At 67.5% G+C, this 20,230-nt stretch carries 25 protein-coding genes; 14 read left to right on the top strand and 11 right to left on the bottom strand.

The window, feature by feature from the left end; translation table 11 throughout:
* The first annotated feature begins 16 nt into the window (after window positions 1-16).
* The gene (locus ABD022_RS10870) at window positions 17-697 is read left to right on the top strand and encodes a DUF484 family protein (RefSeq protein WP_325124468.1); all 681 of its coding nucleotides are present in this window, start codon (window positions 17-19) and stop codon (window positions 695-697) included.
* A gap of 13 nt (window positions 698-710) precedes the next feature.
* Complete coding sequence (locus ABD022_RS10865) at window positions 711-1,757, top strand: tyrosine recombinase XerC (protein ID WP_343821318.1); 1,047 nt, start codon at window positions 711-713, stop codon at window positions 1,755-1,757.
* A 21-nt stretch (window positions 1,758-1,778) separates the two neighbouring features.
* Here ABD022_RS10865 and ABD022_RS10860 read toward each other — a convergent pair whose 3' ends face one another.
* Genes ABD022_RS10860 through ABD022_RS10845 form a run of 4 tightly spaced genes read right to left on the bottom strand, consistent with a single transcriptional unit; the run spans window position 1,779 to window position 4,661 of the window.
* Window positions 1,779-2,882, bottom strand: coding sequence for a metal ABC transporter solute-binding protein, Zn/Mn family (locus ABD022_RS10860; RefSeq protein ID WP_425545235.1), 1,104 nt, complete (start codon window positions 2,880-2,882; stop codon window positions 1,779-1,781).
* On the bottom strand, window positions 2,882-3,787 hold the full coding sequence (locus tag ABD022_RS10855) for a metal ABC transporter permease (protein WP_325124471.1): 906 nt from the start codon (window positions 3,785-3,787) through the stop codon (window positions 2,882-2,884). The genes ABD022_RS10860 and ABD022_RS10855 overlap by 1 nt, the downstream gene beginning before the upstream one ends.
* Entirely contained in the window at window positions 3,787-4,521 is a 735-nt protein-coding gene (locus ABD022_RS10850) for a metal ABC transporter ATP-binding protein (RefSeq protein ID WP_325124472.1), read from the bottom strand. The genes ABD022_RS10855 and ABD022_RS10850 overlap by 1 nt, the downstream gene beginning before the upstream one ends.
* The gene (locus tag ABD022_RS10845) at window positions 4,518-4,661 is read right to left on the bottom strand and encodes a hypothetical protein (protein WP_325124473.1); all 144 of its coding nucleotides are present in this window, start codon (window positions 4,659-4,661) and stop codon (window positions 4,518-4,520) included. The genes ABD022_RS10850 and ABD022_RS10845 overlap by 4 nt, the downstream gene beginning before the upstream one ends.
* 52 nt (window positions 4,662-4,713) lie before the next feature.
* On the opposite strand from ABD022_RS10845, the gene ABD022_RS10840 reads away from it, so the two are divergent.
* Complete coding sequence (locus tag ABD022_RS10840) at window positions 4,714-5,181, top strand: Fur family transcriptional regulator (RefSeq protein ID WP_325124474.1); 468 nt, start codon at window positions 4,714-4,716, stop codon at window positions 5,179-5,181.
* A gap of 20 nt (window positions 5,182-5,201) precedes the next feature.
* Here ABD022_RS10840 and ABD022_RS10835 read toward each other — a convergent pair whose 3' ends face one another.
* Window positions 5,202-6,698, bottom strand: coding sequence for a sensor histidine kinase (locus ABD022_RS10835; protein ID WP_325124475.1), 1,497 nt, complete (start codon window positions 6,696-6,698; stop codon window positions 5,202-5,204).
* On the bottom strand, window positions 6,692-7,408 hold the full coding sequence (locus ABD022_RS10830) for a winged helix-turn-helix domain-containing protein (protein WP_343821313.1): 717 nt from the start codon (window positions 7,406-7,408) through the stop codon (window positions 6,692-6,694). Before ABD022_RS10830 ends, ABD022_RS10835 begins: the two co-directional genes overlap by 7 nt.
* Before the next feature lie 95 nt (window positions 7,409-7,503).
* Between ABD022_RS10830 and ABD022_RS10825 the strand changes: the two genes are divergently transcribed.
* The 7 genes from ABD022_RS10825 (at window position 7,504) to hslU (ending at window position 13,117) form a co-directional block, all read left to right on the top strand.
* Window positions 7,504-8,160 carry a cytochrome b/b6 domain-containing protein gene (locus ABD022_RS10825; protein WP_325124477.1) on the top strand — a complete coding sequence of 219 codons (657 nt, stop codon included), beginning with the start codon at window positions 7,504-7,506 and terminating at the stop codon, window positions 8,158-8,160.
* Window positions 8,157-8,942: a molybdopterin-dependent oxidoreductase gene (locus tag ABD022_RS10820; RefSeq protein ID WP_325124478.1), complete on the top strand. Its 786-nt coding sequence runs from the start codon at window positions 8,157-8,159 to the stop codon at window positions 8,940-8,942. The genes ABD022_RS10825 and ABD022_RS10820 overlap by 4 nt, the downstream gene beginning before the upstream one ends.
* 67 nt (window positions 8,943-9,009) lie before the next feature.
* Window positions 9,010-9,303 (top strand): hypothetical protein, encoded by a 294-nt coding sequence (locus ABD022_RS10815; RefSeq protein ID WP_343821311.1) that lies wholly within the window; start codon window positions 9,010-9,012, stop codon window positions 9,301-9,303.
* Between the two features lie 244 nt (window positions 9,304-9,547).
* Window positions 9,548-10,657, top strand: a complete 1,110-nt coding sequence (locus ABD022_RS10810) for a CobW family GTP-binding protein (RefSeq protein ID WP_325124480.1) — start codon at window positions 9,548-9,550, stop codon at window positions 10,655-10,657.
* 81 nt (window positions 10,658-10,738) lie between these two features.
* Complete coding sequence (dksA, locus tag ABD022_RS10805; RefSeq protein WP_325124481.1) at window positions 10,739-11,179, top strand: RNA polymerase-binding protein DksA; 441 nt, start codon at window positions 10,739-10,741, stop codon at window positions 11,177-11,179.
* A 61-nt stretch (window positions 11,180-11,240) separates the two neighbouring features.
* Window positions 11,241-11,774, top strand: coding sequence for an ATP-dependent protease subunit HslV (hslV, locus tag ABD022_RS10800; protein ID WP_325124482.1), 534 nt, complete (start codon window positions 11,241-11,243; stop codon window positions 11,772-11,774).
* A 26-nt stretch (window positions 11,775-11,800) separates the two neighbouring features.
* Window positions 11,801-13,117: an ATP-dependent protease ATPase subunit HslU gene (gene hslU / locus ABD022_RS10795; RefSeq protein ID WP_414647415.1), complete on the top strand. Its 1,317-nt coding sequence runs from the start codon at window positions 11,801-11,803 to the stop codon at window positions 13,115-13,117.
* Between the two features lie 28 nt (window positions 13,118-13,145).
* Here hslU and ABD022_RS10790 read toward each other — a convergent pair whose 3' ends face one another.
* The gene (locus ABD022_RS10790; protein ID WP_325124484.1) at window positions 13,146-13,445 is read right to left on the bottom strand and encodes a copper-binding protein; all 300 of its coding nucleotides are present in this window, start codon (window positions 13,443-13,445) and stop codon (window positions 13,146-13,148) included.
* Window positions 13,446-13,600: 155 nt separating this feature from the next.
* Between ABD022_RS10790 and ABD022_RS10785 the strand changes: the two genes are divergently transcribed.
* Both ABD022_RS10785 and ABD022_RS10780 read left to right on the top strand, forming a co-directional pair.
* A complete protein-coding gene (locus tag ABD022_RS10785) occupies window positions 13,601-14,035 on the top strand; it encodes a GNAT family N-acetyltransferase (protein WP_325124520.1) in 435 nt (144 codons plus the stop codon).
* A gap of 38 nt (window positions 14,036-14,073) precedes the next feature.
* Window positions 14,074-14,640, top strand: coding sequence for a cob(I)yrinic acid a,c-diamide adenosyltransferase (locus ABD022_RS10780; protein ID WP_343821309.1), 567 nt, complete (start codon window positions 14,074-14,076; stop codon window positions 14,638-14,640).
* A 41-nt stretch (window positions 14,641-14,681) separates the two neighbouring features.
* Here the strand turns inward: ABD022_RS10780 and ABD022_RS10775 are convergent, their stop codons facing one another.
* Window positions 14,682-15,209: a carboxymuconolactone decarboxylase family protein gene (locus tag ABD022_RS10775; protein ID WP_325124486.1), complete on the bottom strand. Its 528-nt coding sequence runs from the start codon at window positions 15,207-15,209 to the stop codon at window positions 14,682-14,684.
* A 14-nt stretch (window positions 15,210-15,223) separates the two neighbouring features.
* Entirely contained in the window at window positions 15,224-16,549 is a 1,326-nt protein-coding gene (locus ABD022_RS10770; RefSeq protein ID WP_325124487.1) for an aspartate aminotransferase family protein, read from the bottom strand.
* 85 nt (window positions 16,550-16,634) lie between these two features.
* Here ABD022_RS10770 and ABD022_RS10765 point away from each other — a divergent pair, with 85 nt between their 5' ends.
* Together ABD022_RS10765 and ABD022_RS10760 are read left to right on the top strand one after the other, a co-directional pair.
* Window positions 16,635-17,498, top strand: coding sequence for a MurR/RpiR family transcriptional regulator (locus tag ABD022_RS10765; protein WP_325124488.1), 864 nt, complete (start codon window positions 16,635-16,637; stop codon window positions 17,496-17,498).
* Window positions 17,499-17,505: 7 nt separating this feature from the next.
* Window positions 17,506-18,552, top strand: a complete 1,047-nt coding sequence (locus ABD022_RS10760; RefSeq protein WP_325124489.1) for a C45 family peptidase — start codon at window positions 17,506-17,508, stop codon at window positions 18,550-18,552.
* A 63-nt stretch (window positions 18,553-18,615) separates the two neighbouring features.
* Here the strand turns inward: ABD022_RS10760 and ABD022_RS10755 are convergent, their stop codons facing one another.
* Window positions 18,616-18,933 (bottom strand): c-type cytochrome, encoded by a 318-nt coding sequence (locus ABD022_RS10755; RefSeq protein WP_325124490.1) that lies wholly within the window; start codon window positions 18,931-18,933, stop codon window positions 18,616-18,618.
* Between the two features lie 53 nt (window positions 18,934-18,986).
* On the bottom strand, window positions 18,987-20,051 hold the full coding sequence (nirK, locus tag ABD022_RS10750; RefSeq protein ID WP_325124491.1) for a copper-containing nitrite reductase: 1,065 nt from the start codon (window positions 20,049-20,051) through the stop codon (window positions 18,987-18,989).
* Between the last annotated feature and the right edge of the window lie 179 nt (window positions 20,052-20,230).

Raw genomic sequence — 20,230 nt, 5'->3', positions numbered from 1 at the left:
TATCGACGGAAAGCATATGACACAGGATGCGCTCACCGCCCAGGATGTGGCGGATTTCCTCAGCCGCAACCCCGATTTCTTCGAGGCGCACGCCGACGTCTTCGCCTCGCTGAACGTGCCCCATCCCCACCAGGCCCGCGCGATCTCGCTGGGCGAGCGGCAGATCCTCACCCTGCGCGCGCGCGTGAAGGAGCACGAGCACCGGCTGATGCAACTGCTGCACAACGCCGGGGGCAACGAGCGCATCAACCAGTCGCTCATGCAGTGGTGCGCGCGCATGCTGGCCGAGCCCGATGCCGGCCGAATCCCGGCCCACATCATCCGCAGCCTGTCGGACCAGTTCGACCTGAGCGCCATCGCCCTGCGGGTCTGGGACCTGCCCGCGCTGGAAGACAGCGAATTCTCCCAGGATGTCGACGCCGACATCCGGGCCTATGCCGAACACCTCGAGCAGCCCTACTGCGGGCCGCTCAAGGACCAGGAAGCCGCCCGCTGGCTGGCGTCCGAGCCCGCCTCGCTGGCGATCCTGCCCCTGCGCACGCTGAGCGGCAACGCGCCGGTCGGCCTGCTGGTCCTGGGCTCGGACGACGCCCAGCGCTTCACGCCGGACATGGGCACGGCCTTCCTGTCGCTGATTGCGTCCCTGGCGGGCGCGGCGCTGGGCCGCCTCGCCCGCACGGCGCCCGAGGCCGCCTGAGCGGCGGGCCGCCATGACCGCGCGCCCCGGCGGCCGGCGGCCGCGCGCAGCAGCGCAGACCGGAACCCCCCCCGGACGGCCGGCGGAACCCACGCCCACGCAAGCCGCGCCCGACGACGCCCTGACCGAGGCCTGGCTGTCGGAACTGGGCGCGCAGCAGCGCTATTCCGACCATACGATCGCCGCCTACCGCCGCGACCTGCGGGCGCTGCGGCAATGCTTTCCCGGCCAGCCGCTGGACTCGCTGGGCGAGTCCCACATCCGTCAGGCCCTGGGGCGGCTGCACGCCTCCGGGCTGCAGCCCCGCAGCCTGGCACGCACCCTGGCCGCCTGGCGCGGCTACTACGAATGGCGCGCGCCGGCCGCCGGCCTGACGCGCAACCCGGCCCACGGCGTGCGCGCCCCCCGGATTCCGCACAGCCTGCCCAAGGCCCTGTCCGTGGACCAGGCCCAGGCCCTGCTGGACCGCAGCCATCTGCCGCCCGCCGAAACCCCGGTCGAACGGCGCGACATGGCCATGTTCGAGATCCTGTATTCCGGCGGCCTGCGGTTGTCGGAACTGGTCGGCCTGGATTGGCGGCCGGTGCGCGCGCCCGACCATGTCTCGCACAGCTGGATACTGGCCGACGAAGGAGAGGCCGTGGTGCGGGGCAAGGGCGGCAAGACCCGGATCGTGCCGCTGGGCCGCCATGCCCTGGCCGCCCTGCAGGCCTGGCTGGAAGTCCGCGACGGGCTGCTGAACCCCAGGTCCGACGAGGATGCCCGGGCCGCGCTATTCCTGGGTGAGCGCGGGCAGCGCATCAGCCCGCGCGTGGTGCAGTTGCGCCTGCAGGCCCTGGCGCAGCGCGTCGGCCTGCCGCTGCACGTGCACCCGCACAGCCTGCGGCACAGCTTTGCCAGCCACCTGCTGCAATCCGCCCAGGACCTGCGCGCCGTGCAGGAATTGCTGGGACACGCCAATATTTCCACGACCCAGATCTACACCCGGCTGGACTTCCAGCACCTGGCCGCCAGCTACGACCAGGCCCACCCCCGGGCACACCGCAAGACGAAAGACTGACGCGGCGGGCGCATGCCCGGGCTACGGCGCCTCGAAGGCTTGCAACAGCTGTTCCGTATTCCAGCGGAACATGCCCAGGTAGGTCGAAGCCTCGTGTCCCGGCAGATCCAGCGTGTCCGCATACAGCGCGCCGCCCGGCTTCACGCCGGTCTCGGCCGCGACCTGCCGCAGGGCGCGCGCATTGCCGCCCTGTTCCAGGAACAACGCCCGCACGTGGTGCGCGCGGATCCGCGCCACCAGATCGGCCATGGCGCGCGCCGATGGCTCGGCTTCGCTGGACAGGCCGACGACCGACAGGACCTCGATCCCGTAGGCCGCGCCGAAATACCCGAAGGCATCGTGCGAGGTCGCCAGCACGCGCCGGCCGGCGGGAATGGCGTCCAGCTTCCGGTGCCACTCGGCATCGGCCTGGCGCAGCTTGCGCACATAGGCTTCCGCCCGTGCCTGGTAGGCGGAAGCATGGGCCGGATCGGCATCGGCCAGCCCCCGCGCGATGTTGCGCGCATAGATCACGCCATTGGCCAGGTCCTGCCAGGCGTGGGGATCGACGCCGCCATGGTCGTGGTCGTGGCCATGCCCTGCATCCGCATGGGCGCCGCCGCCCGCTTCTTCATGCGCGTGATCCTCGTGCGCATGATCCTCGGGCCCGTCCTCCCCGTCATCCAGTCGCCTGGGCTGCACACCTCGCGAGGCTTCGATCGTGCGCCCCTTGAAGCCGGCAGCCTCGACCAGGCGCGGCATCCAGGATTCGAAGCCCAGGCCGTTGACCACCAGCACCCGGGCCTGCCCCAGGGCGCGCGCATCCTTCGGGGTCGGCTCGAACGTATGGGCATCGCGCATCGGCCCGACGAGGACATCCAGCCGGACGTCGTCCCCGCCCACCTGGCGCACGATGTCGCCCAGGATCGAGAACGAGGCCACCACGGGCAGCCGACCGTCGCCCGCCGCGCCCTCGGCCCGGGCCGCCTGCGGAGCCGCGGCCACGCCCAGGGCCACCGCGCACACGGCGCCCGCCGCCAGGCGCAGGAACACCTGCTGGAAGCGCTCCACGGCGCGTCGCCGCGCCACGGTGGCGCGCGCCCGGTTTCGGGCCGGCCCGGCGAGAAAAGACCACCGTTCCTGCATCATTGACTCCTCTCCTTCATGGACTGCAACAGTCTCGCGCGGCGCGCCCGCGCCTCGCGCACGGCCAGCAGGATGCCGCCATGCGGCCCGAACGCCACCGAAATGAAATGAATCGCCCCCGCCCCCAGGATGATGGCGGGCGACGCGGGCACATCGGCGTGATAGGACACCAGCAGGCCCGCATAAGACGCCAGGGCGCCCAGGACGGCGGCCAGCACCATCTGGCTTCCCACGGGCCGCACCCAGAACCGGGCAGCCGTCGCGGGCAGCATCATGATGCCCACCACCATCAGCGTGCCCAGCACCTGGAAGCCGGCCACCAGGTTCATGACCAGCAGCAGCAGGAAACCGATGTGCGCCCAGGCGCCCGCCCGGCCTTCGGCGCGCAGGAAGCCCGGGTCCAGGCATTCCATCGCCAGCACGCGCAGCAGCGCGGCCAGCGCCAGCAGCGTGACGCTGCTGACGACCGTGACCAGGATCAGGGCGGCGTCGCCGAGCCCCAGGACTGTGCCGAACAGCACGTGGATCAGGTCCATGTTGGTGCCCTTCAGGGACACCAGCAGCACCCCCAGGCCCAGGGACACCAGGTAGAAGGCCGCGAAACTGGCGTCCTCGCGCAGGGGTGTCATGCGCGACACCAGGCCGGCCAGCACCGCCACCGCCACACCGGTGACCATGCCCCCCAGCGTCATGGCCGTCATGGACAGCCCGGCCGTCAGGAAACCGACCGCCACCCCCGGCAGGATCGCATGCGCCATGGCATCGCCCATCAGGCTGAGGCGGCGCAGCACCAGGAACACTCCCAGCGGCCCGGCGGCGAAGGCCAGCGCCAGGGCGCCCGCCAGGGCGCGGCGCATGAAGCCGTAGTCGATGAAAGGCTGCGCCAGCAGGCTCCACAGGTCCATCAGGCGGCCCCCCCGGCGCACAGGTGGCGGGCCAGGTGCAGATTGGACGCGCACAGCACCTGGCCGCTGTCCCCCCAGCCCACGACCTGCCCGGCCAGCAGCAGCGCCTGCGGGAAATAGGCGCGCACCATATCCAGATCGTGCAGCACGGCGATCAGGGTGCGCCCCTCGCCATGCCATCGATGCAGCAGGGCCAGCAGATCTTCGGTGGTGGCCCGGTCCACGGCGGCAAAGGGCTCGTCCAGCAGGATCACCCGCGCATCGCGCAGCATCAGCCGCGCAAACAGGGCACGCTGCCGCTGGCCGCCGGACAGCGTATTCACGGGCTGGCGGCCCAGGCCGGCCAGGCCCACGGCGCGCAGCGCGGCTTCGACGGCATCCCGGCCTGCCTCGTCCAGGCCGCGCCAGGCGCCCAGCCGATGCCAGGCGCCCATGGCCACCAGGTCGAACGTGCTGACGGGAAAATCCAGGTCCAGTTCGGCCGACTGCGGCAGGCAGGCCAGTTCGCCCGCGATCTCGGGATCGATCCGGATGCGCCCGCGAATGGGGCTCAGGCGCCCGGCCATGGCCTTGATCAGCGTGGACTTTCCGGCGCCGTTGGGGCCCACCACCGCCGTCATCGAACCCTGCGGAAACGCACCGCTGGCATCGCGCACCGCGATCCGGTCGCGCCAGCCCAGCCAGAGCTGCTGCAACTCGATGGCGGGCACCGCCGGGCCGGACGCCTGGCTCACCACCATTCCAGCGCCCACCCGGTCAGCAGCCACAGAAACAGCACGGCCAGCGCGGCGCGGCGCATGCGCTGGCCTGCCGACAACAGCAAGGAAGAGCCGCGATAACGGCCCGGTCGGGAAAACAGGGAGGAAAGGGGCATGATGATCCGCGATCGGCGTCGCCTGGAATTGTTATGTTATAACATAACCATCATGACCACGAAGGCCCACTCCCACTCGCATGCCGAAATCGCCGCCCGCCTGGATACGGCCGAGCAAATCTGCGCCGCGCGCGGGTCGCGCCTGACGCCCCTGCGGCGCCTGGTGCTGGAAACGCTGCTGCGCCACCACGGCAGCCTCAAGGCCTATGAATTGCTCGACGCCCTGCGCGCCGCGCAGCCCGGCGCCGCGCCCCCCACGGTCTACCGCGCGCTGGATTTCCTGACGGAGCAGGGCCTGATCCATCGGCTGGACGCCATCAACGCCTGGAGCGCCTGCACCGACGCGGGCGGCGAGCCCCACGACGTGCTGGTGGTCTGCACCCGCTGCGGCAGCGTGGCCGAACTCAGCGATCCCGACCTGGGCCGCCGCCTGGCCGCCTGCGTCGCCCAGGCCGGCTATGTCCTGAGCAGCGCGGAAACCGAACTGCGCGCGCTCTGCCCCCGCTGCCAGCAGGCCTGAGCGCGGCCGCCGGCGCGCTGCTATGTCTGCATCCCGCTCCGCAACACGAACTGGAACACCGCCCCCGCGCCGGGTTGCGGCAGCAGCCGGATCGTGCTTTTGTGCAGTTGCAGGATGCGGTCCACGATCATCAGGCCGAACCCGCCCGAGCGTGTTTCCTGGGCGGCCGCATAGCCGGTGAATGCCGGGCGTTCGAACAGATGCTCCGCCAATGCGGGCGCGATGCCCGGCCCGGTATCGCACACGGTGACCTCGACGCCGCCCCCCCCGTGCGGCCTCAGCCGCACAGTGATGTCCCCGCCCACCGGAGTCGCCCGCACCGCATTGTCGATCAGGTTGACCAGCACGCGTTCCATCATGGCGAGGTCGGCCATCACCTGGGGCAGGCCGGAGCCGATGTCGGCCACCAGACGCTGTTTCCGTGCTTCCGCCGCCAATTCGAATTTCTGGAATACGTCCTGCAGCAGGTCCGTCAGGAAGAAAGGTTCCATCTGCGGCCTGACCATGCCGTATTCCAGCCGCGCCAGCTCGAACATTTCCTGGGCCAGGCGGCCGACCTTGCGGCTTTGTTCCAGGGCGATGTCGAGATAGCGCTGCCGCTCGCGCGGGTCCAGCGCATCGGACTTCATCCGCAGGGTCTCCAGGTAGCCGTGCAGCGATGTGAGCGGCGTGCGCAGATCGTGAGACAGGTTGGCGAACAATTCCCGCCGCAATCGGTCCTGGTCGCGCAGCGCGCGCCATTGCTCGTCGATGCGCTGCGCCAGGCTCTCGAAGCTGCGGCTCAGCAGCAGCAGGTCGCTGCCGCTATCCGCCGCCCGCCTGAAGAGCGGCCGGGCCTGCGGCAGCCAGGACATGCCGTGGGCTTCGAGGCCCCGCACCGCTTCGGTCAGCGTGCGCAAGGGGCGCGTGATCAGGTGGAACGCCGTCAGCCCGGCCAGCAGGCCCAGCAGGGCCACCAGCCCCATGGACCACAGCATCGCATTGGCCGCACCCCCCGCATGCACACGTTCGGCCAGCGAATCGCGGCTGGAGCCCTGCAGAACCACGTAGACGAAGCCTGCCTCGCCGCCCGCGGATTTCAGCGGCGCGGCGCTGAAGACCTTGCGGCCGCCGGGATTGCGCGGATCGTCGCCGAAGACCGGCAACGTGCCGCCGCCCAGCAGCGATTCGATGGGCGCAAGATCCACCCGCGTGCGCTTGACGGCCCCTTCGGGAGCCGAGTAGGACACGATGCGTCCTGTCGTGTCCAGCAGATAGACCTCGACGCTGGGGTTCACCGCCATGAGCTTGTCGAACAGGTCGCGCACCGCCGGGGGATTGAATCCCCCGGCTGCCACCAGCTCCGGATAGCCGGCGATCTGCGGCGCCAGGTCCAGCGAAAGCCGCTGAATGACTTCCTGCTCGTGGCGCTCGCTGCCCCGCATCTGCAGGGCGACCGACGCAGCGCAGCATGCCAGCAGCAGCACGACGAACACGGCCGACAGGCGTTGCGACAGGGAAAGATTGCGCATCAGCATGGCGCAGGCTCCTCCGCCAGTTTGTAGCCGCGCCCCCACACCGTCAGGATCAGGCGGGGTTCGGACGGATTCGGTTCGATCTTCATGCGCAGCCGGTTGATGTGCGTATTCACCGTGTGCTCATAGCCATCGTGCCGATAGCCCCAGACCTGGTTGAGCAGGTCGAGGCGCGAGAACACCCTGCCGGGGTGGCGGGCAAAGAAATACAGCAGGTCGAATTCGCGCGGCGTCAGTTCCACCAGCTGCTCACCCAGGCGCACTTCCCTGGCGATCGGATCGATGCTGAGCCGGCCCAGCACGAGCGTCCCGGCATCCAGGCGGGCATTGCGCGCCAGGGCTTCGCTGCGCCGCAGGAGCGCGCGCACGCGCGCCACGAGCTCCATCATGGAGAACGGCTTGGCCAGATAGTCGTCGGCGCCCAGCTCCAGCCCCAGGATGCGATGCACCTCGCTGGAACGCGCGCTGGTGATGATGATGGGAATGTAGTAAGCCATGGCCCGCGCCCGGCGGCAGATCTCCAGGCCGTCCACGCCCGGCAGCATCAGGTCGAGCACCAGCGCATGCCAGCCCCCCTGCTCGAGCGCGGCCATGCCCTGGGTTCCATCGGCAACGCGCACCGCGTCGTAACCTTCGTCGCGCAAGTGCAGGCGCAGGAGTTCGGCAATATCGTCGTCATCCTCGACGACCAGAATCCGTTTGGGGGCGTCCATCCGGTCATTATCCGACAGGACGGCACGCCCGTTTATCACGTTTTTTTGAACTTTCGGCGAGGATTCCGGGATCGGACGCTTTTCATAATGCACCCATGAAAGCCGATCCGACCTCCATCCCTTCCAGGCACGACGGGCCGCCACATCCGCTGTGGCTGCGCATGACGCACTGGCTCAACGCCCTGGCCGTGCTGATCATGGTCATGAGCGGCTGGCGCATCTACAACGCATCGCCCCTGTTCGATTTCACATTCCCGGCGGGCATCACGCTGGGCGGCTGGCTGGGCGGAGCGCTGCAATGGCACTTTGCCGGCATGTGGCTGCTCGTCATCAACGGGCTGGTCTACCTGTGCCTCTGCCTGTCCACGGGGCGGATGGCACGGCGCCTGTTTCCCGTGACCCCGCGCGGTGTGCTGGCCGACGCGCGGCGGGCGCTGGCCGGTCACCTCGATCATTCGGACCCGCGCCGCTACAACCAGGTGCAGCGCGCCGCCTACCTGTTCGCGATCCTGGATCTCGTCCTGGTGGTGCTCAGCGGCCTGGTCGTCTGGAAATCCGTGCAGTTCCCGATGTTGCGCGAACTTTTCGGGGGCTACGACGCCGCCCGGCTGATCCATTTCTACGGCATGGCCGCCATCGTCGCCTTCGTGGCCGGCCACGCCACCATGGCCTTGCTGGTGCCGAGATCCCTGCTCGCCATGCTGTCCGGCGGGCCACGCCCGCCCCGTTCCGACAAGGAGATCGCGCCATGAGTCTCTTTTCCCCCTGGCACAAGGACAACGCCGAGGCTGTCGCGGCCGAGGCCCGCGACCTGCTGCGCAGGCAGCTGCCCCAGGCGTCACGCCGCCGGTTCCTGGCGCGCGGGCTGACGCTGGGCGGACTGTCCCTGCTCAGCGGCTGCGTCATCGACGACAACGCCTCGGCCGAGGCGGCATTGACGCGCATTTCGCGCATCAACGACTGGGTCCAAGGCCGGCTGTTCGATCCCTCGCTGCTCGCACCCACCTATCCGGACTCCATGATCACGCGGCCCTTTCCATTCAACGCGTTCTACGACGAGGACATGGCACCGCGCATCGATGCCGGGGATTTCAGGCTGGAAGTCGCCGGCCTGGTCGCCCACAAGCGGCCATGGTCGCTGCCCGAACTGCGTGCGCTGCCCCGATACTCGCAGGTCACGCGCCACATCTGCGTGGAAGGCTGGAGCGCCATCGGAAAATGGGGCGGCCCCCGCCTGAGCGATTTCCTGCACATGATCGGCGCCGACCTGAACGCGCGCTACGTCGGCGTCCACTGCGCCGACGGCTACTACACCAGCATCGACATGGCGACCGCCCTGCACCCCCAGACGCTGATTGCCCTGGATTGGGACGACCGGCCGCTGCCACCCAAGTATGGCTTCCCCATGAAGCTGCGCATCCCCACCAAGCTTGGCTACAAGAACCCCAAGCACATCCAGGCGATCTTCGTGAGCAACACCTTCAACCGCGGCTACTGGGAAGACCAGGGCTACAACTGGTTCGGTGGAAGCTGATGAAGACGCCCCCTTCTCTCCCTGCGGCAACCGCCGCGATTCTCCCCCCACCTTGAAAGGAAACATCATGAAAACCACATTCGCCACCGCAACGCTTTCCGCATGCCTCGCATTGGGGGCCTTCCCGGCGTTCGCCGCCGGCACGATGGGCCAGGATGCCACGGGCATGGACAAGACCCCGATGTCGGGCCAGGCCATGCACAAGGACGGGATGGGCGCATCCCAGGCTCCGATGGCCAAGGAAGACAAGGCGCATGGGTCCGCCATGGATCACATGGGCAAGAAGGGCATGGAAAAGGACGCCATGGGCAAGGACGGCATGAAGAAGGACAACATGCAGAAAATGGACAAGGACGCATGAAGAAGTAGGTTTCTCTCCGGCCGAAGACGCCTCCGGCCCCACCGGCCACCCGGCAAACGAGGGGAATGGGGGGCGCGGCGCTTCGGCATCCCCCACTCCGGTCCCGGGTTTGCCCTAAACCCGGGCCTATGATGTAATCGCATGCTGATCGCCGCACCCTGCCCGCTGCCGGGACGGCCATGCCCACCGGCATCCGGCGCAGCCCGTACAAGGGCGGGGACGGCGCATCGCATTCGAGGCCATCATGAATACTGCTCCATCCGCCGATTCCCTGATTCCAGTCACCGTGCTCACGGGCTTTCTGGGAGCGGGCAAGACCACCCTGCTGCGCCGCATCCTGACGGAATTCCACGGCCAGCGCATTGCCGTCATCGAAAACGAATTCGGCGAAGAAAACATCGACAACGACCTGCTGGTCCAGGACAGCGAAGAACAGGTCGTCGAGCTGAGCAACGGCTGTGTCTGCTGCACCGTGCGCGGCGATCTGATCCGCACGCTGGGCGATCTGGCCGCCCGCCGCGCCGCAGGCAACGTGCGCTTCGACCGCGTGATCATCGAGACCACGGGCATGGCCAACCCCGGCCCGGTCTGCCAGACCTTCTTCATGGACGACGACATCGCCGCCACCTACCGGCTGGACGCCGTCGTCACGGTGGTGGATGCCAAGCACGGCATGGCCACCCTGGACCGCCAGGAAGAAGCCCAGCGCCAGGTCGGTTTCGCCGACCGCATCCTGATCTCGAAAAAAGACCTGGTCAACGAGGCCGACTACCAGGCCCTGCGCACCCGCCTGGTGCGGATCAACCCGCGTGCCTCGATCCTGCCCGCGCATTTCGGCGAGACCGACCTGAAGGCCCTGCTGGACGTCAGCGGCTTCGATCTGGACGCCATCCTGGACATCGATCCCGAATTCCTCGCAGAGGAAGCCGCGGGACACGACCACCACCATGGCCACGATCATCACGATCACGGCCACGACCACGATCATGACGACGAGGACGGGCATCACGCTTGCGGTCCCGCCTGCGACCACGATCACCATCACGCCCACCACGACGACGAGATCGGCGCCTTCGTGTTCCGCTCCAACCGCGCCTTCGATCCGGAACGCCTGGAAGACTTCCTCAGCGGCATCGTCCAGGTCTACGGCCCCGATCTGCTGCGTTACAAGGGCATCCTGTACATCAAGGGCATCAACCGCCGCATGCTGTTCCAGGGCGTCCACATGATGTTCGGCGCCGAGCCCGGGAAACCCTGGCCTGCCAGTGAAAAACCGAATACCCGCATGGTCTTCATCGGCCGTAAACTGCCTCAGGACATCTTCACCCAGGGGCTCGAACAATGCCTGGCCTGAATACCGCATCATCTCTGCCCCGCCGTACCTTCCGGTTGCGGCAGACAGGCCCCGGCACATAAGGAAAGAAGAGGACACGACATGGCTACCAAATCCAGCACCAAACCCCAGGGCAAGCTGCTTACGGAAAAAGAGCTGCTGGCGATGCCTGAAAAGGACTACATGAACGAAGCCCAGCTGGCGTTCTTCCGTGCGCGCCTGCACCAGCTCGAACACGAAATCCTGACCAATGCCGGCGCCACGACCGAGAACCTGCGCGAGACCCAGTACGTGCCCGACCCGGCCGACCGCGCAACGATCGAAGAAGAACACGCCCTGGAACTGCGTACCCGCGACCGCGAACGCAAGCTGCTGAAGAAAGTCCAGCAGGCCATTGCCCGCATCGACGCCGGCGAATACGGCTGGTGCGAGGAAACCGGCGAGCCCATCGGCATCCCCCGCCTGCTCGCCCGCCCCACGGCCACCCTGTCGCTGGAAGCCCAGGAACGCCGCGAAATGCGCCAGAAGCTCTACGGAGACTGATCCGGGGGCTTGAGTTCCGCATGTTCGCCCCCATGTGGTTGTCTCTACCCGAGAGAACCACATGGAACAATTTCACGCCACCACCATCGTCTGCGTCCGGCGCGGCGAAGAAGTCGCCCTGGGCGGCGACGGACAGGTCACGCTGGGAAACATCGTCATCAAGGGCACGGCCCGCAAGATCCGGCGGCTCTACCATGACAAGGTTCTGGCCGGGTTCGCCGGCGCCACCGCAGATGCCTTCACCCTGCAGGAACGCTTCGAGGCCAAGCTGGAAAAGCACCAGGGCCACCTGATGCGCGCCGCCGTCGAGCTCACGCGCGACTGGCGCACCGACCGCGTGCTGCGCCGGCTGGAAGCCATGCTGATCGTGGCCGACCGCGAGCACACCCTGATCCTGACGGGCAACGGCGACGTCCTGGAGCCCGAACACGGCATCGCCGCCATCGGTTCGGGCGGCGCCTACGCCCAGTCTGCGGCACGCGCCCTGCTGGAGGCCACCGATTTTTCCCCCGCCGACATCGTCAAGAAATCCCTGGAGATCGCCGGGGAGCTCTGCATCTACACCAACCAGAACCACATCGTCGAAACGCTCTAGGCCCGCCCATGTCTGATGCCACCCCCATGACCCCCAAGGAAATCGTCTCGGAACTGGACAAGCACATCGTCGGCCAGGAAAAAGCCAAGCGGTCGGTGGCGGTGGCGCTGCGCAACCGCTGGCGCCGCCAGCAGGTGCCCGAGCCCCTGCGCCATGAAATCGTCCCCAAGAACATCCTGATGATCGGCCCCACCGGCGTGGGCAAGACCGAGATCGCCCGCCGCCTGGCCCGTCTGGCCAACGCGCCCTTCATCAAGATCGAGGCCACCAAGTTCACCGAGGTGGGCTACGTGGGCCGCGACGTGGACACCATCGTGCGCGACCTGGTCGAGGTCGCCGTCAAGCAGACGCGAGAGGCCGAGATGCGCCGCGTGCGCACCCAGGCGGAAGACGCCGCCGAGGACCGCATCCTGGACGCCCTGCTGCCGCCGCCGCGCAACGCCCGCGGCGAACCGGAACGCGAGGAAAACAACACCCGGCAGATCTTCCGCAAGCGCCTGCGCGAAGGCAAGCTGGACGACACGCAGATCGACATCGAGGTCGCCCAGACGCCGCCCCACATGGAAATCATGGCGCCCCCCGGCATGGAGGAAATGACCGAGCAGCTGCGTGGCATGTTCGCCGGGCTGGCCCAGGGCAAGACCAAGGCGCGCAAGCTGTCCGTCAAGGAAGCCTTCCGCCTGCTGGTCGAGGAAGAAGCCGCCCGCCGCATCAACGAAGAGGAACTGCGCACCCACGCGGTCGCCCTGGCCGAGCAGCACGGCATCGTCTTCCTGGACGAGATCGACAAGATCGCCGCACGCCAGGAACAGGGCGGCGCGGACGTCTCGCGCCAGGGCGTGCAGCGCGACCTGCTGCCGCTGGTCGAGGGCACCACCGTCAACACCAAGTACGGCATGGTGCGCACCGATCACATCCTGTTCATCGCCTCCGGCGCCTTCCACCTGTCCCGCCCGTCCGACCTGATCCCGGAACTGCAGGGCCGCTTCCCGATCCGGGTGGAACTGGATTCCCTGACGGCCGAAGACTTCGTGCGCATCCTCGTCGAGACCGATGCATCGCTCACCAAGCAATACAGCGCCCTGCTGGCCACCGAGGACGTGACGCTGGAATTCACCGAGGATGGCGTGCGGCGCCTGGCCGAGCTGGCCTTCGAGGTGAACGAGCGCACGGAAAACATCGGTGCCCGGCGCCTGTATACGGTCATGGAAAAGCTGCTGGAAGACTTGTCGTTCGAGGCTGCCAGCCCGGGGGCGGAGACCGTGGTGATCGATGCCGCCTACGTGAACGACAAGCTGTCCGAGGCCGCCGGCAGCCAGGACCTGGCGCGCTACGTGCTGTAGCGGGGCGCGGCGGCCTCCGGGCCGCCGCCTAGTCCTTCTTCAGTTCGACGATCCGGTACCGGCCTTCGGCGCGCTCGGCCGTGAACGCCACCTTGTCGCCAACCGAGATCCCTGCAAGCAGCGCCGGATCGACGTGGTAGACCAGGGTCATGGCGGGCAGGTCCAGCTTGCCGATGGCGCCATGGCGGATGGCGATCTTGCCGGCCCGGGCATCCACCCGCACCACCTGGCCGCTGGCCTGCGCCTGGACGGGCGGCGCCGCCGACACGATCGCCGGCACTGCCAGCGCGGCCGCCAGAACGCCCGACCGCAGGACATGAAAAGGCATGGGCTAAACTCCTGTCTGCATCCCCGGCGGTCCGCCGCCGGAGCATCTCCAGCATACCGCGAAACCGAGAAAATCCCTTGCCGACCCCCGCTTCCGTCCCGGGCTACGACCTGAGGCCCGCCACCGAATCCGATATTCCCGCCATCCACGCCCTGATGCTGGAAATGGCGGAATTCGAGAAACTGACCGACATCTTCCAGGCCACGCACGAAAGCCTGAAGCAAAGCTTCTTCGGCCCCGAGCCTGCCGCCCGCTGCCTGGTCATCACGACCACCGGGGACCCGTCCACGGCCATCGCCTACATCATGTGGTTCCACAACTATTCCAGCTTCCTGGACCGGCGCGGCCTGTACCTGGAAGACGTGTACATCACGCCGGCCCACCGCGGGCGCGGCCTGGGCGGCTGGGTTCTGAAACACCTGGCGGCGCTGGCCGTGGAACTGGGCTGCGGCCGCTTCGAATGGGTGGTGCTGGACTGGAACGAAAACGCCATCGAGTTCTACAAGCACCACGGCGGCGAGATCCTGGACGACTGGCGCGTCGTGCGCGTCACCGGCGACGCCCTGTTGCGGCTTGCCGGCCAGGCCTGAGCCCCACTGCCTTCTTGCATCCGCACCGGGAGTCTTCCATGTCGATCCGCGTCTCCATCGTATCCACCCGCACCGGCGATGACGGCACCACCGGCCTGGGCAACAAGACCCGCGTGCCCAAAGACGCGCCGCGCATCACCGCGCTGGGCGACGTGGATGAACTGAACAGCGCCATCGGACTGTGGCGGACGACGTCCCTGCCGGCCGAAGTCGACACCCTGCTGAACCGCATCCAGCACGACCTGTTCGACCTGGGCGGCGAACTCTGCATCCCGGGCTGGACGGCGCTCAAGAACGATCACGTGCTGCGCCTGGACGAAGCCCTGAAGCACTACAACGCCGAACTGGGCCCCCTGCAGGAATTCATCCTGCCCGGCGGTTGCCCGGCTGCCGCCCACGCCCATATGGCGCGCACCATCGCCCGCCGGGCGGAACGGTCCGTGGTGACGCTGTCCCGCCAGGACACCGTGAACCCGCCGGTGCTGCACTACCTGAACCGCCTGTCGGACCTGTGCTTCGTGCTGGCGCGCTTCCTGAACCGCGCTGCCGGCGTGCGGGATACGCTGTGGATGAGACAGGATACGGACCAGCCCCCCGCGGACTGATCCGTGCCCGAGGAATCCGGGCAGCCTGCCGACGGGAAACGTTACCGCCGATCGGCGGAATGCACCTGCAGCGCCTCGAGAAAGCGCGAGACCATGTTGTAGGCCGCGATGGTGGCCGTCAGCTCGACCAATTCGCGGTCGGGGAAATGGCGCCGCACGGCCTGGAACACGGGATCGGGCACCTGCACGGACCGCGTCATCGCATCCGCGTAGGCCAGCACCGCCCGTTCGCGCGCATCGAACAGATCCGACGGCACGTCATCCAGGGCCAGGGCATCCAGCTGGTCCTGCCGCAGCCCTTCGCGCAAGGCGATCGGCGCGTGCTGGTCGGCCTCGTAGGGCGCGCGGTTCAGGTGGGCGATGCGCATGATGACCAGCTCGCGGATCGCGCCGTCCAGGCTGCAGCGGTGGCGGATGGCGGTCAGGTAGGTCAGCCAGCCTTCCGCCGCCGGAGGGCTGTGCAGCAGCATCTGGTACAGATGCAGCACGCTGCCGCGCTCGGCGACGATGCGGTCGGCCAGGACGGCGGCTTCGCCCTGGCTCAGGTCGGCATACTCGATTCGGGCCATGAAAATCTCCGTGATCAGCCGGGCAGGACCTGGCGCACCGAACGATCCAGCCGGGCGACGATCTCGTCGATGTCGGCCGCCGTGCAGATGAAGGGCGGCGCCAGCAGCACATGATCCCCATGGACGCCATCGATGGTGCCGCCCATGGGATACATCATCAGGCCGTTTTCCATAGCCTGGCGCTTCAGGCGCGCGTGCGTCTTCAGGGCCGGATCCAGGACGGACTTGTCGGCCCGGTCGCGCACGAATTCCACACCGACGAACAGTCCGCGGCCGCGCACATCACCCACATTGGGATGATCGGCGAAGGCCTCGCGCAAGCGCGCCCGCAGCTGCTCGCCGCGCGCCAGGACATTGGCCAGCAGTCCGTCGCGCTCGATCACCCGCTGCACCGCCAGCGCGGCGGCACAGGCCGTGGCGTGGCCCATGTAGGTATGGCCGTGCTGGAAGAACCCGCTGCCGCCCACGATGGTGTCGTAGATGCGGCGGCTGGCCAGCATGGCACCGATGGGCTGATAACCCGCCCCCAGGCCCTTGGCAATCGCCAGGATGTCCGGCGCCACGCCATCTTCCTCGCAGGCATACAGGTGGCCGGTACGCCCCATGCCGGACATGACCTCGTCCAGGATCAGCAACACGCCATGCCGGTCGCAGACCTCGCGGATGCGGCGCAGGTAGGTGCGCACCGGCGGCAGGGCGCCTGCCGTGGCGCCGACCACCGTTTCCGCCACGAAGGCCGCCACCCGGTCCGCGCCGATTTCCAGGATCTTCTGTTCCAGCTCGTCGGCCAGACGGGCGGCGTATTGCTCCTCGGTCTCGTCGGGCTGCTGGTCACGGTAGGCGTAGCAGGGCGATACGTGGTGCGCCGGTACCAGCAAGGGCAGGAAAGGCTGGCGCCGCCAGGCGTTGCCGCCGATGGCCAGCGCCCCCAGGGTGTTGCCGTGGTAGCTCTGGCGACGGGCGATGAACTGGCTGCGGCCGGTTTCGCCCCGCTCGACGAAGTACTGCCGGGCAAGCTTCAGCGCCGCCTCGATCGCCTCGGACCCGCCAGACACGAAATACACATGATCCAGGTCGCCCGGCGCCCTGGCAGCCAGGAAATCCGCCAGATCCTCGCAGGCCTGGGTGGTGAAGAAGGAAGAATGGGCGTAGGCCACCTGATCGACCTGCGCCTTGATGGCGGCGATCACGTCGGGATGCCCGTGCCCCAGGCAGGATACGGCCGCCCCGCCCGAAGCATCCAGGTACTGGCGGCCATCCTGGTCAAACAGGGAAATCCCCTGGCCGCGCACGGCGCGCTTCAGCGTATGCTGCGGATTGCGATGGAATACATGCGTCATGGCTTGATTCAACAAATGTTTCTACTATCATAGATCAGGAAACATATAATTCAAGCCCTGGCCCAATCCGTTTTTCAAACCTGTCATGTCGGCACCACACTCACTGGACGAACTCACCCGCTGCATCCAGGCCCAATACCCGGACCTCAGCCCCCAATTCCAGGTCGGGGCACGCTACCTGATCGATCATCCGACCCAGGTCTCCACGCTGTCCGCGCGCAAGCTGGCCGTACTGGCCGGCGTCCAGCCCGCCACGCTGGTCCGCCTGGCACAGCACCTGGGCTATGCAGGCTGGGATGCCCTGAAGGCCGTCTTCATGCAGGCACTCCATCCGCCGGGCGCCTATGCAGCGCGCGCCCAGTCCCTGCTTCATCACCCGCAATCCGACCAGGCCGCCTGGCAGGCCACCATCCAGCAGCAAATCCTCGACCTGCAGGCGCTGGAGCCCGCCAACCAGGCCGCCATGGCCCGCGCCGTGGCCCTGCTGGCCGGCGCCGAGCGCATCGTGATCGCCGGATTCCGCTCCTGCTATCCGGCCGCTTTCAGCCTGCGCTATCTGTGCAGCCTGTTCCGCCCGGATGTCCATCTGCTGCACAGCACCGGCGGCACGATGAGCCAGGACACGCACCACCTGCGCCCCGGGGATGTGGCGGTGCTGATCGGCTATGCGCCGTATTCCCGCGAGATCATCGAACTGGCCGAAGCGATCCAGCCCCAGGGCTGCCGCATGCTGGTCCTGTGCGACAGCCAGCTCGCGCCGATGGCACTGCATGCCGACTGCGTGCTGACCTTCTCCACCCAGGGGCACTCATTCTTCCCGACCACCGTGGCGATCCAGGCCCTGGTCGAAATGCTGGCCCGGCAATTGCTGGTTCATCACGGAGAACCGGCGCTGGCCGAACTGAGCCGCACCGAGGCCAGGCTCCAGGCGACCGGCGCCTACCGCTGAACACCCCATGAGCAACACGTCTTCCATGCCGAACGATCCCCGCCCGCTTGAACTCGAATGGACCGAGGCCCGCGGCTCACACCGCGACATCGGCCACGCCCTGGGGCGCTGGGGGGCCGATGCCTGCCACCGCCACCTGGTTCATTCCGAAGCCTGGGCACAGATCATGGCCTGCCGCGACCGGCCGGAGATCCCGGCCATGCGGGCATTGTTGCGCCAGGCTTTCCCCTGGATCGAGGAAGAACTGGCGGGCCTGGCCGCGGGCCTGGACCTGCCGCCGGACGATGTCTTCCTGTGGAATTGCCGGGGCGACCTCTGGGCGTTGGCGCCCGATGGTTGCACCACGGTGCTGGCGCCGACACGATTGAGCCACAACGAGGACGGCGACCCGGGCTTCGCCGGCGCCTGCGGCCTGGCCGAGGTGCGGCCTGCCGGTGCACCCGCCTTCGTGTCCTTCGTCTATCCGGGCTCTCTGCCCGGTCACACCTTCGCCGTCAACGAAACCGGTCTGGCGATGACGGTCAACAACATCCGGGCACGCCGGGCCGGCGCCGGCATGCCGCGCATGGTCCTGACCCGGGCGCTGCTGGCTGCCGATTCGGCCCATGCAGCGGTATCGATCCTGCAATCGCACCCGCGCATGGGGGCGTTCCACCTGGGCCTGGGTCAAGCCGGCGCATCGCAGACCTGGAGCGTGGAGTTCAGCCGGGCGGCCGTGTCCGTCAGGATCGTGGCACGTACACCGCTGTTGCATGCCAACCATGCCGTGCACGAAGCACAGGCCGAACTGCCTCAGGTGATCACGGCCTCGTCGGCGCATCGCCAGGAGCGCGGCGAAGACCTGCTGGAGCAAGGGACCCCGGCACTGACGATCCTGGCCGATGCAGGCGATGCCGCGGAACCCATCCTGCGGCGGTCTTCTTCCGACACCGACCAGGAAAACACCCTGGCCACCGCCGACATCGACCTGTCGGGCCCCACCGCCCGCTGGGCGGTCTACGCACCGGGGGCGGCAACCCCCCATCATCGCCTCGACGGGCTGCGGCGCCTGTGAATGCGCCTTTGGGCGTGCTGCCGGCGCATCCCGGCGCCGGCAGGCACAGCCACGGAGCGGAACTTACTTCACGCGGCTGACCATGTATTCCACGGCAGCGCGCAGGGTGGCGTCATCCGCCTTGGTGCCGCCGCGCGCGGGCATGGCGCCCTTGCCGTGCATGGCCACGTTCATCATTTCGTCCATGCCCTTGGCGATCAGCGGCTCCCAGGCCGCCTTGTTGCCGAGCTTGGGCGCATTGGCCGCACCGGTGCTGTGGCACGCGATACAGGCGCTCTTGTAGAGCTTTTCGCCGGTCTTCAGGGTCCCGGCATCGGTGGCCATCGACAGGGCGGGCAGCAGGGCCAGGGACAGAGCGGTCACGCTCACGATCTTCAACATTTTTCTATCTCCTGAGTCGGGATGGCCTCCTGGGCCATCCCGGTTATCGTGGTTTATTTCTTGGTGGGGCCGGGGGCGGCAACCTGCTTCATCAGGTCGTCGTTCCACTTGCCTTCGACCTTCACGTGACCGGCAGCGCCCAGTTCAAAGGCCTCGATGAGGTTGTGGTTGACGTAGGCGTAGACGCCGGGCTGCTTGAAGGTGTAGAGCGCCGCACCGGCCGTACCGCCCGGGATGAACCAGGTTTCCAGATTGCGTTCGGGCCTGTTGATGAACTTGCCCGTGGCCCAGACGTAGTCGCCATGGCCGCCGATCAGGTGGGGCCGGGTGTCGCGGTTGGCCGTGGAATGGATGAACAGCACGGTCTCGCCCACCTTGGCCGTCAGGGCGCCTTCACCGGTGAGCGCGCCCTTCTTGCCGTTGAACACGATGTGCGACGGGATCAGGCCGCGCATCACTTCGGTGGTATCGCCGTAGCTTTCCAGGGCAGTGTCGTATTCCTTGTAATTGCCGTTCTCATCCTTCGGGATGTACAGGTCGAACTCACCGATGGTGTAGACCTTGTCGTAGTGCAGCGGCTTGCCGTTCTCGTCCTTCAGGCCGTCGCGCGGCAGCACCATCAGGGTACCGCTCATGCCGGACACCACGTGCCAGGGCACCATGCCTTCGGGCGCGCAGTGGTAGATGAACGTGCCGGTGCGGTCTGCCTTGAAGCGCAGCACGGTCTGTTCGCCCGGCTTGATCTTGGTCAGCGCACCGCCGCCCAGCGCCCCGGTGGAGGCGTGGAAGTCGATGTTGTGCTCCAGCGCGTTGGTGGCCGGATTGATCAGGGTGAGCTGAACGTAATCGCCTTCGTGCACGACCATCGTGGGGCCGGGCATGGAGCCGTTGAAGGTCATGGCCTGCATCGTCGTGCCGTTCTCTTCATCGATGACGATCTTCTTTTCTTCGATGGTCATCGTGAATTCGACCACGCGCGGCTTGGCCTTGGTCGCCTGCTCGTGCTCCATCACATGGGGCGGCGCCACGAGCACGGGCTTGATGTGCTCCAGCTGGTCGGCGGGATCCGCCACCGCAACACCCCCGGCCAGCAAAGACGCCAGAGCGGTAGCAGCCATACACAGACGAAATACCTTCATGTTCAACTCCCTGATTTAATGTGTCGTCTTGTTTCGACGCTTCCATCTTGTCACGGCCGGGGTTAACCCCCATTGCGCTGGATCAAACCCGTTCAGGCAACATTCAGACTTTGTGGAAAGTGTTGATGTGCCGCAAACTTTCACGCACAGCGCGTGGC

This window comes from Castellaniella daejeonensis (genome assembly GCF_039523555.1).
GTDB lineage: Bacteria > Pseudomonadota > Gammaproteobacteria > Burkholderiales > Burkholderiaceae_B > Castellaniella > Castellaniella daejeonensis.
Note: the sequence above shows the minus strand (reverse complement) of the source record. Positions and strands in the feature narration are given on the sequence as shown.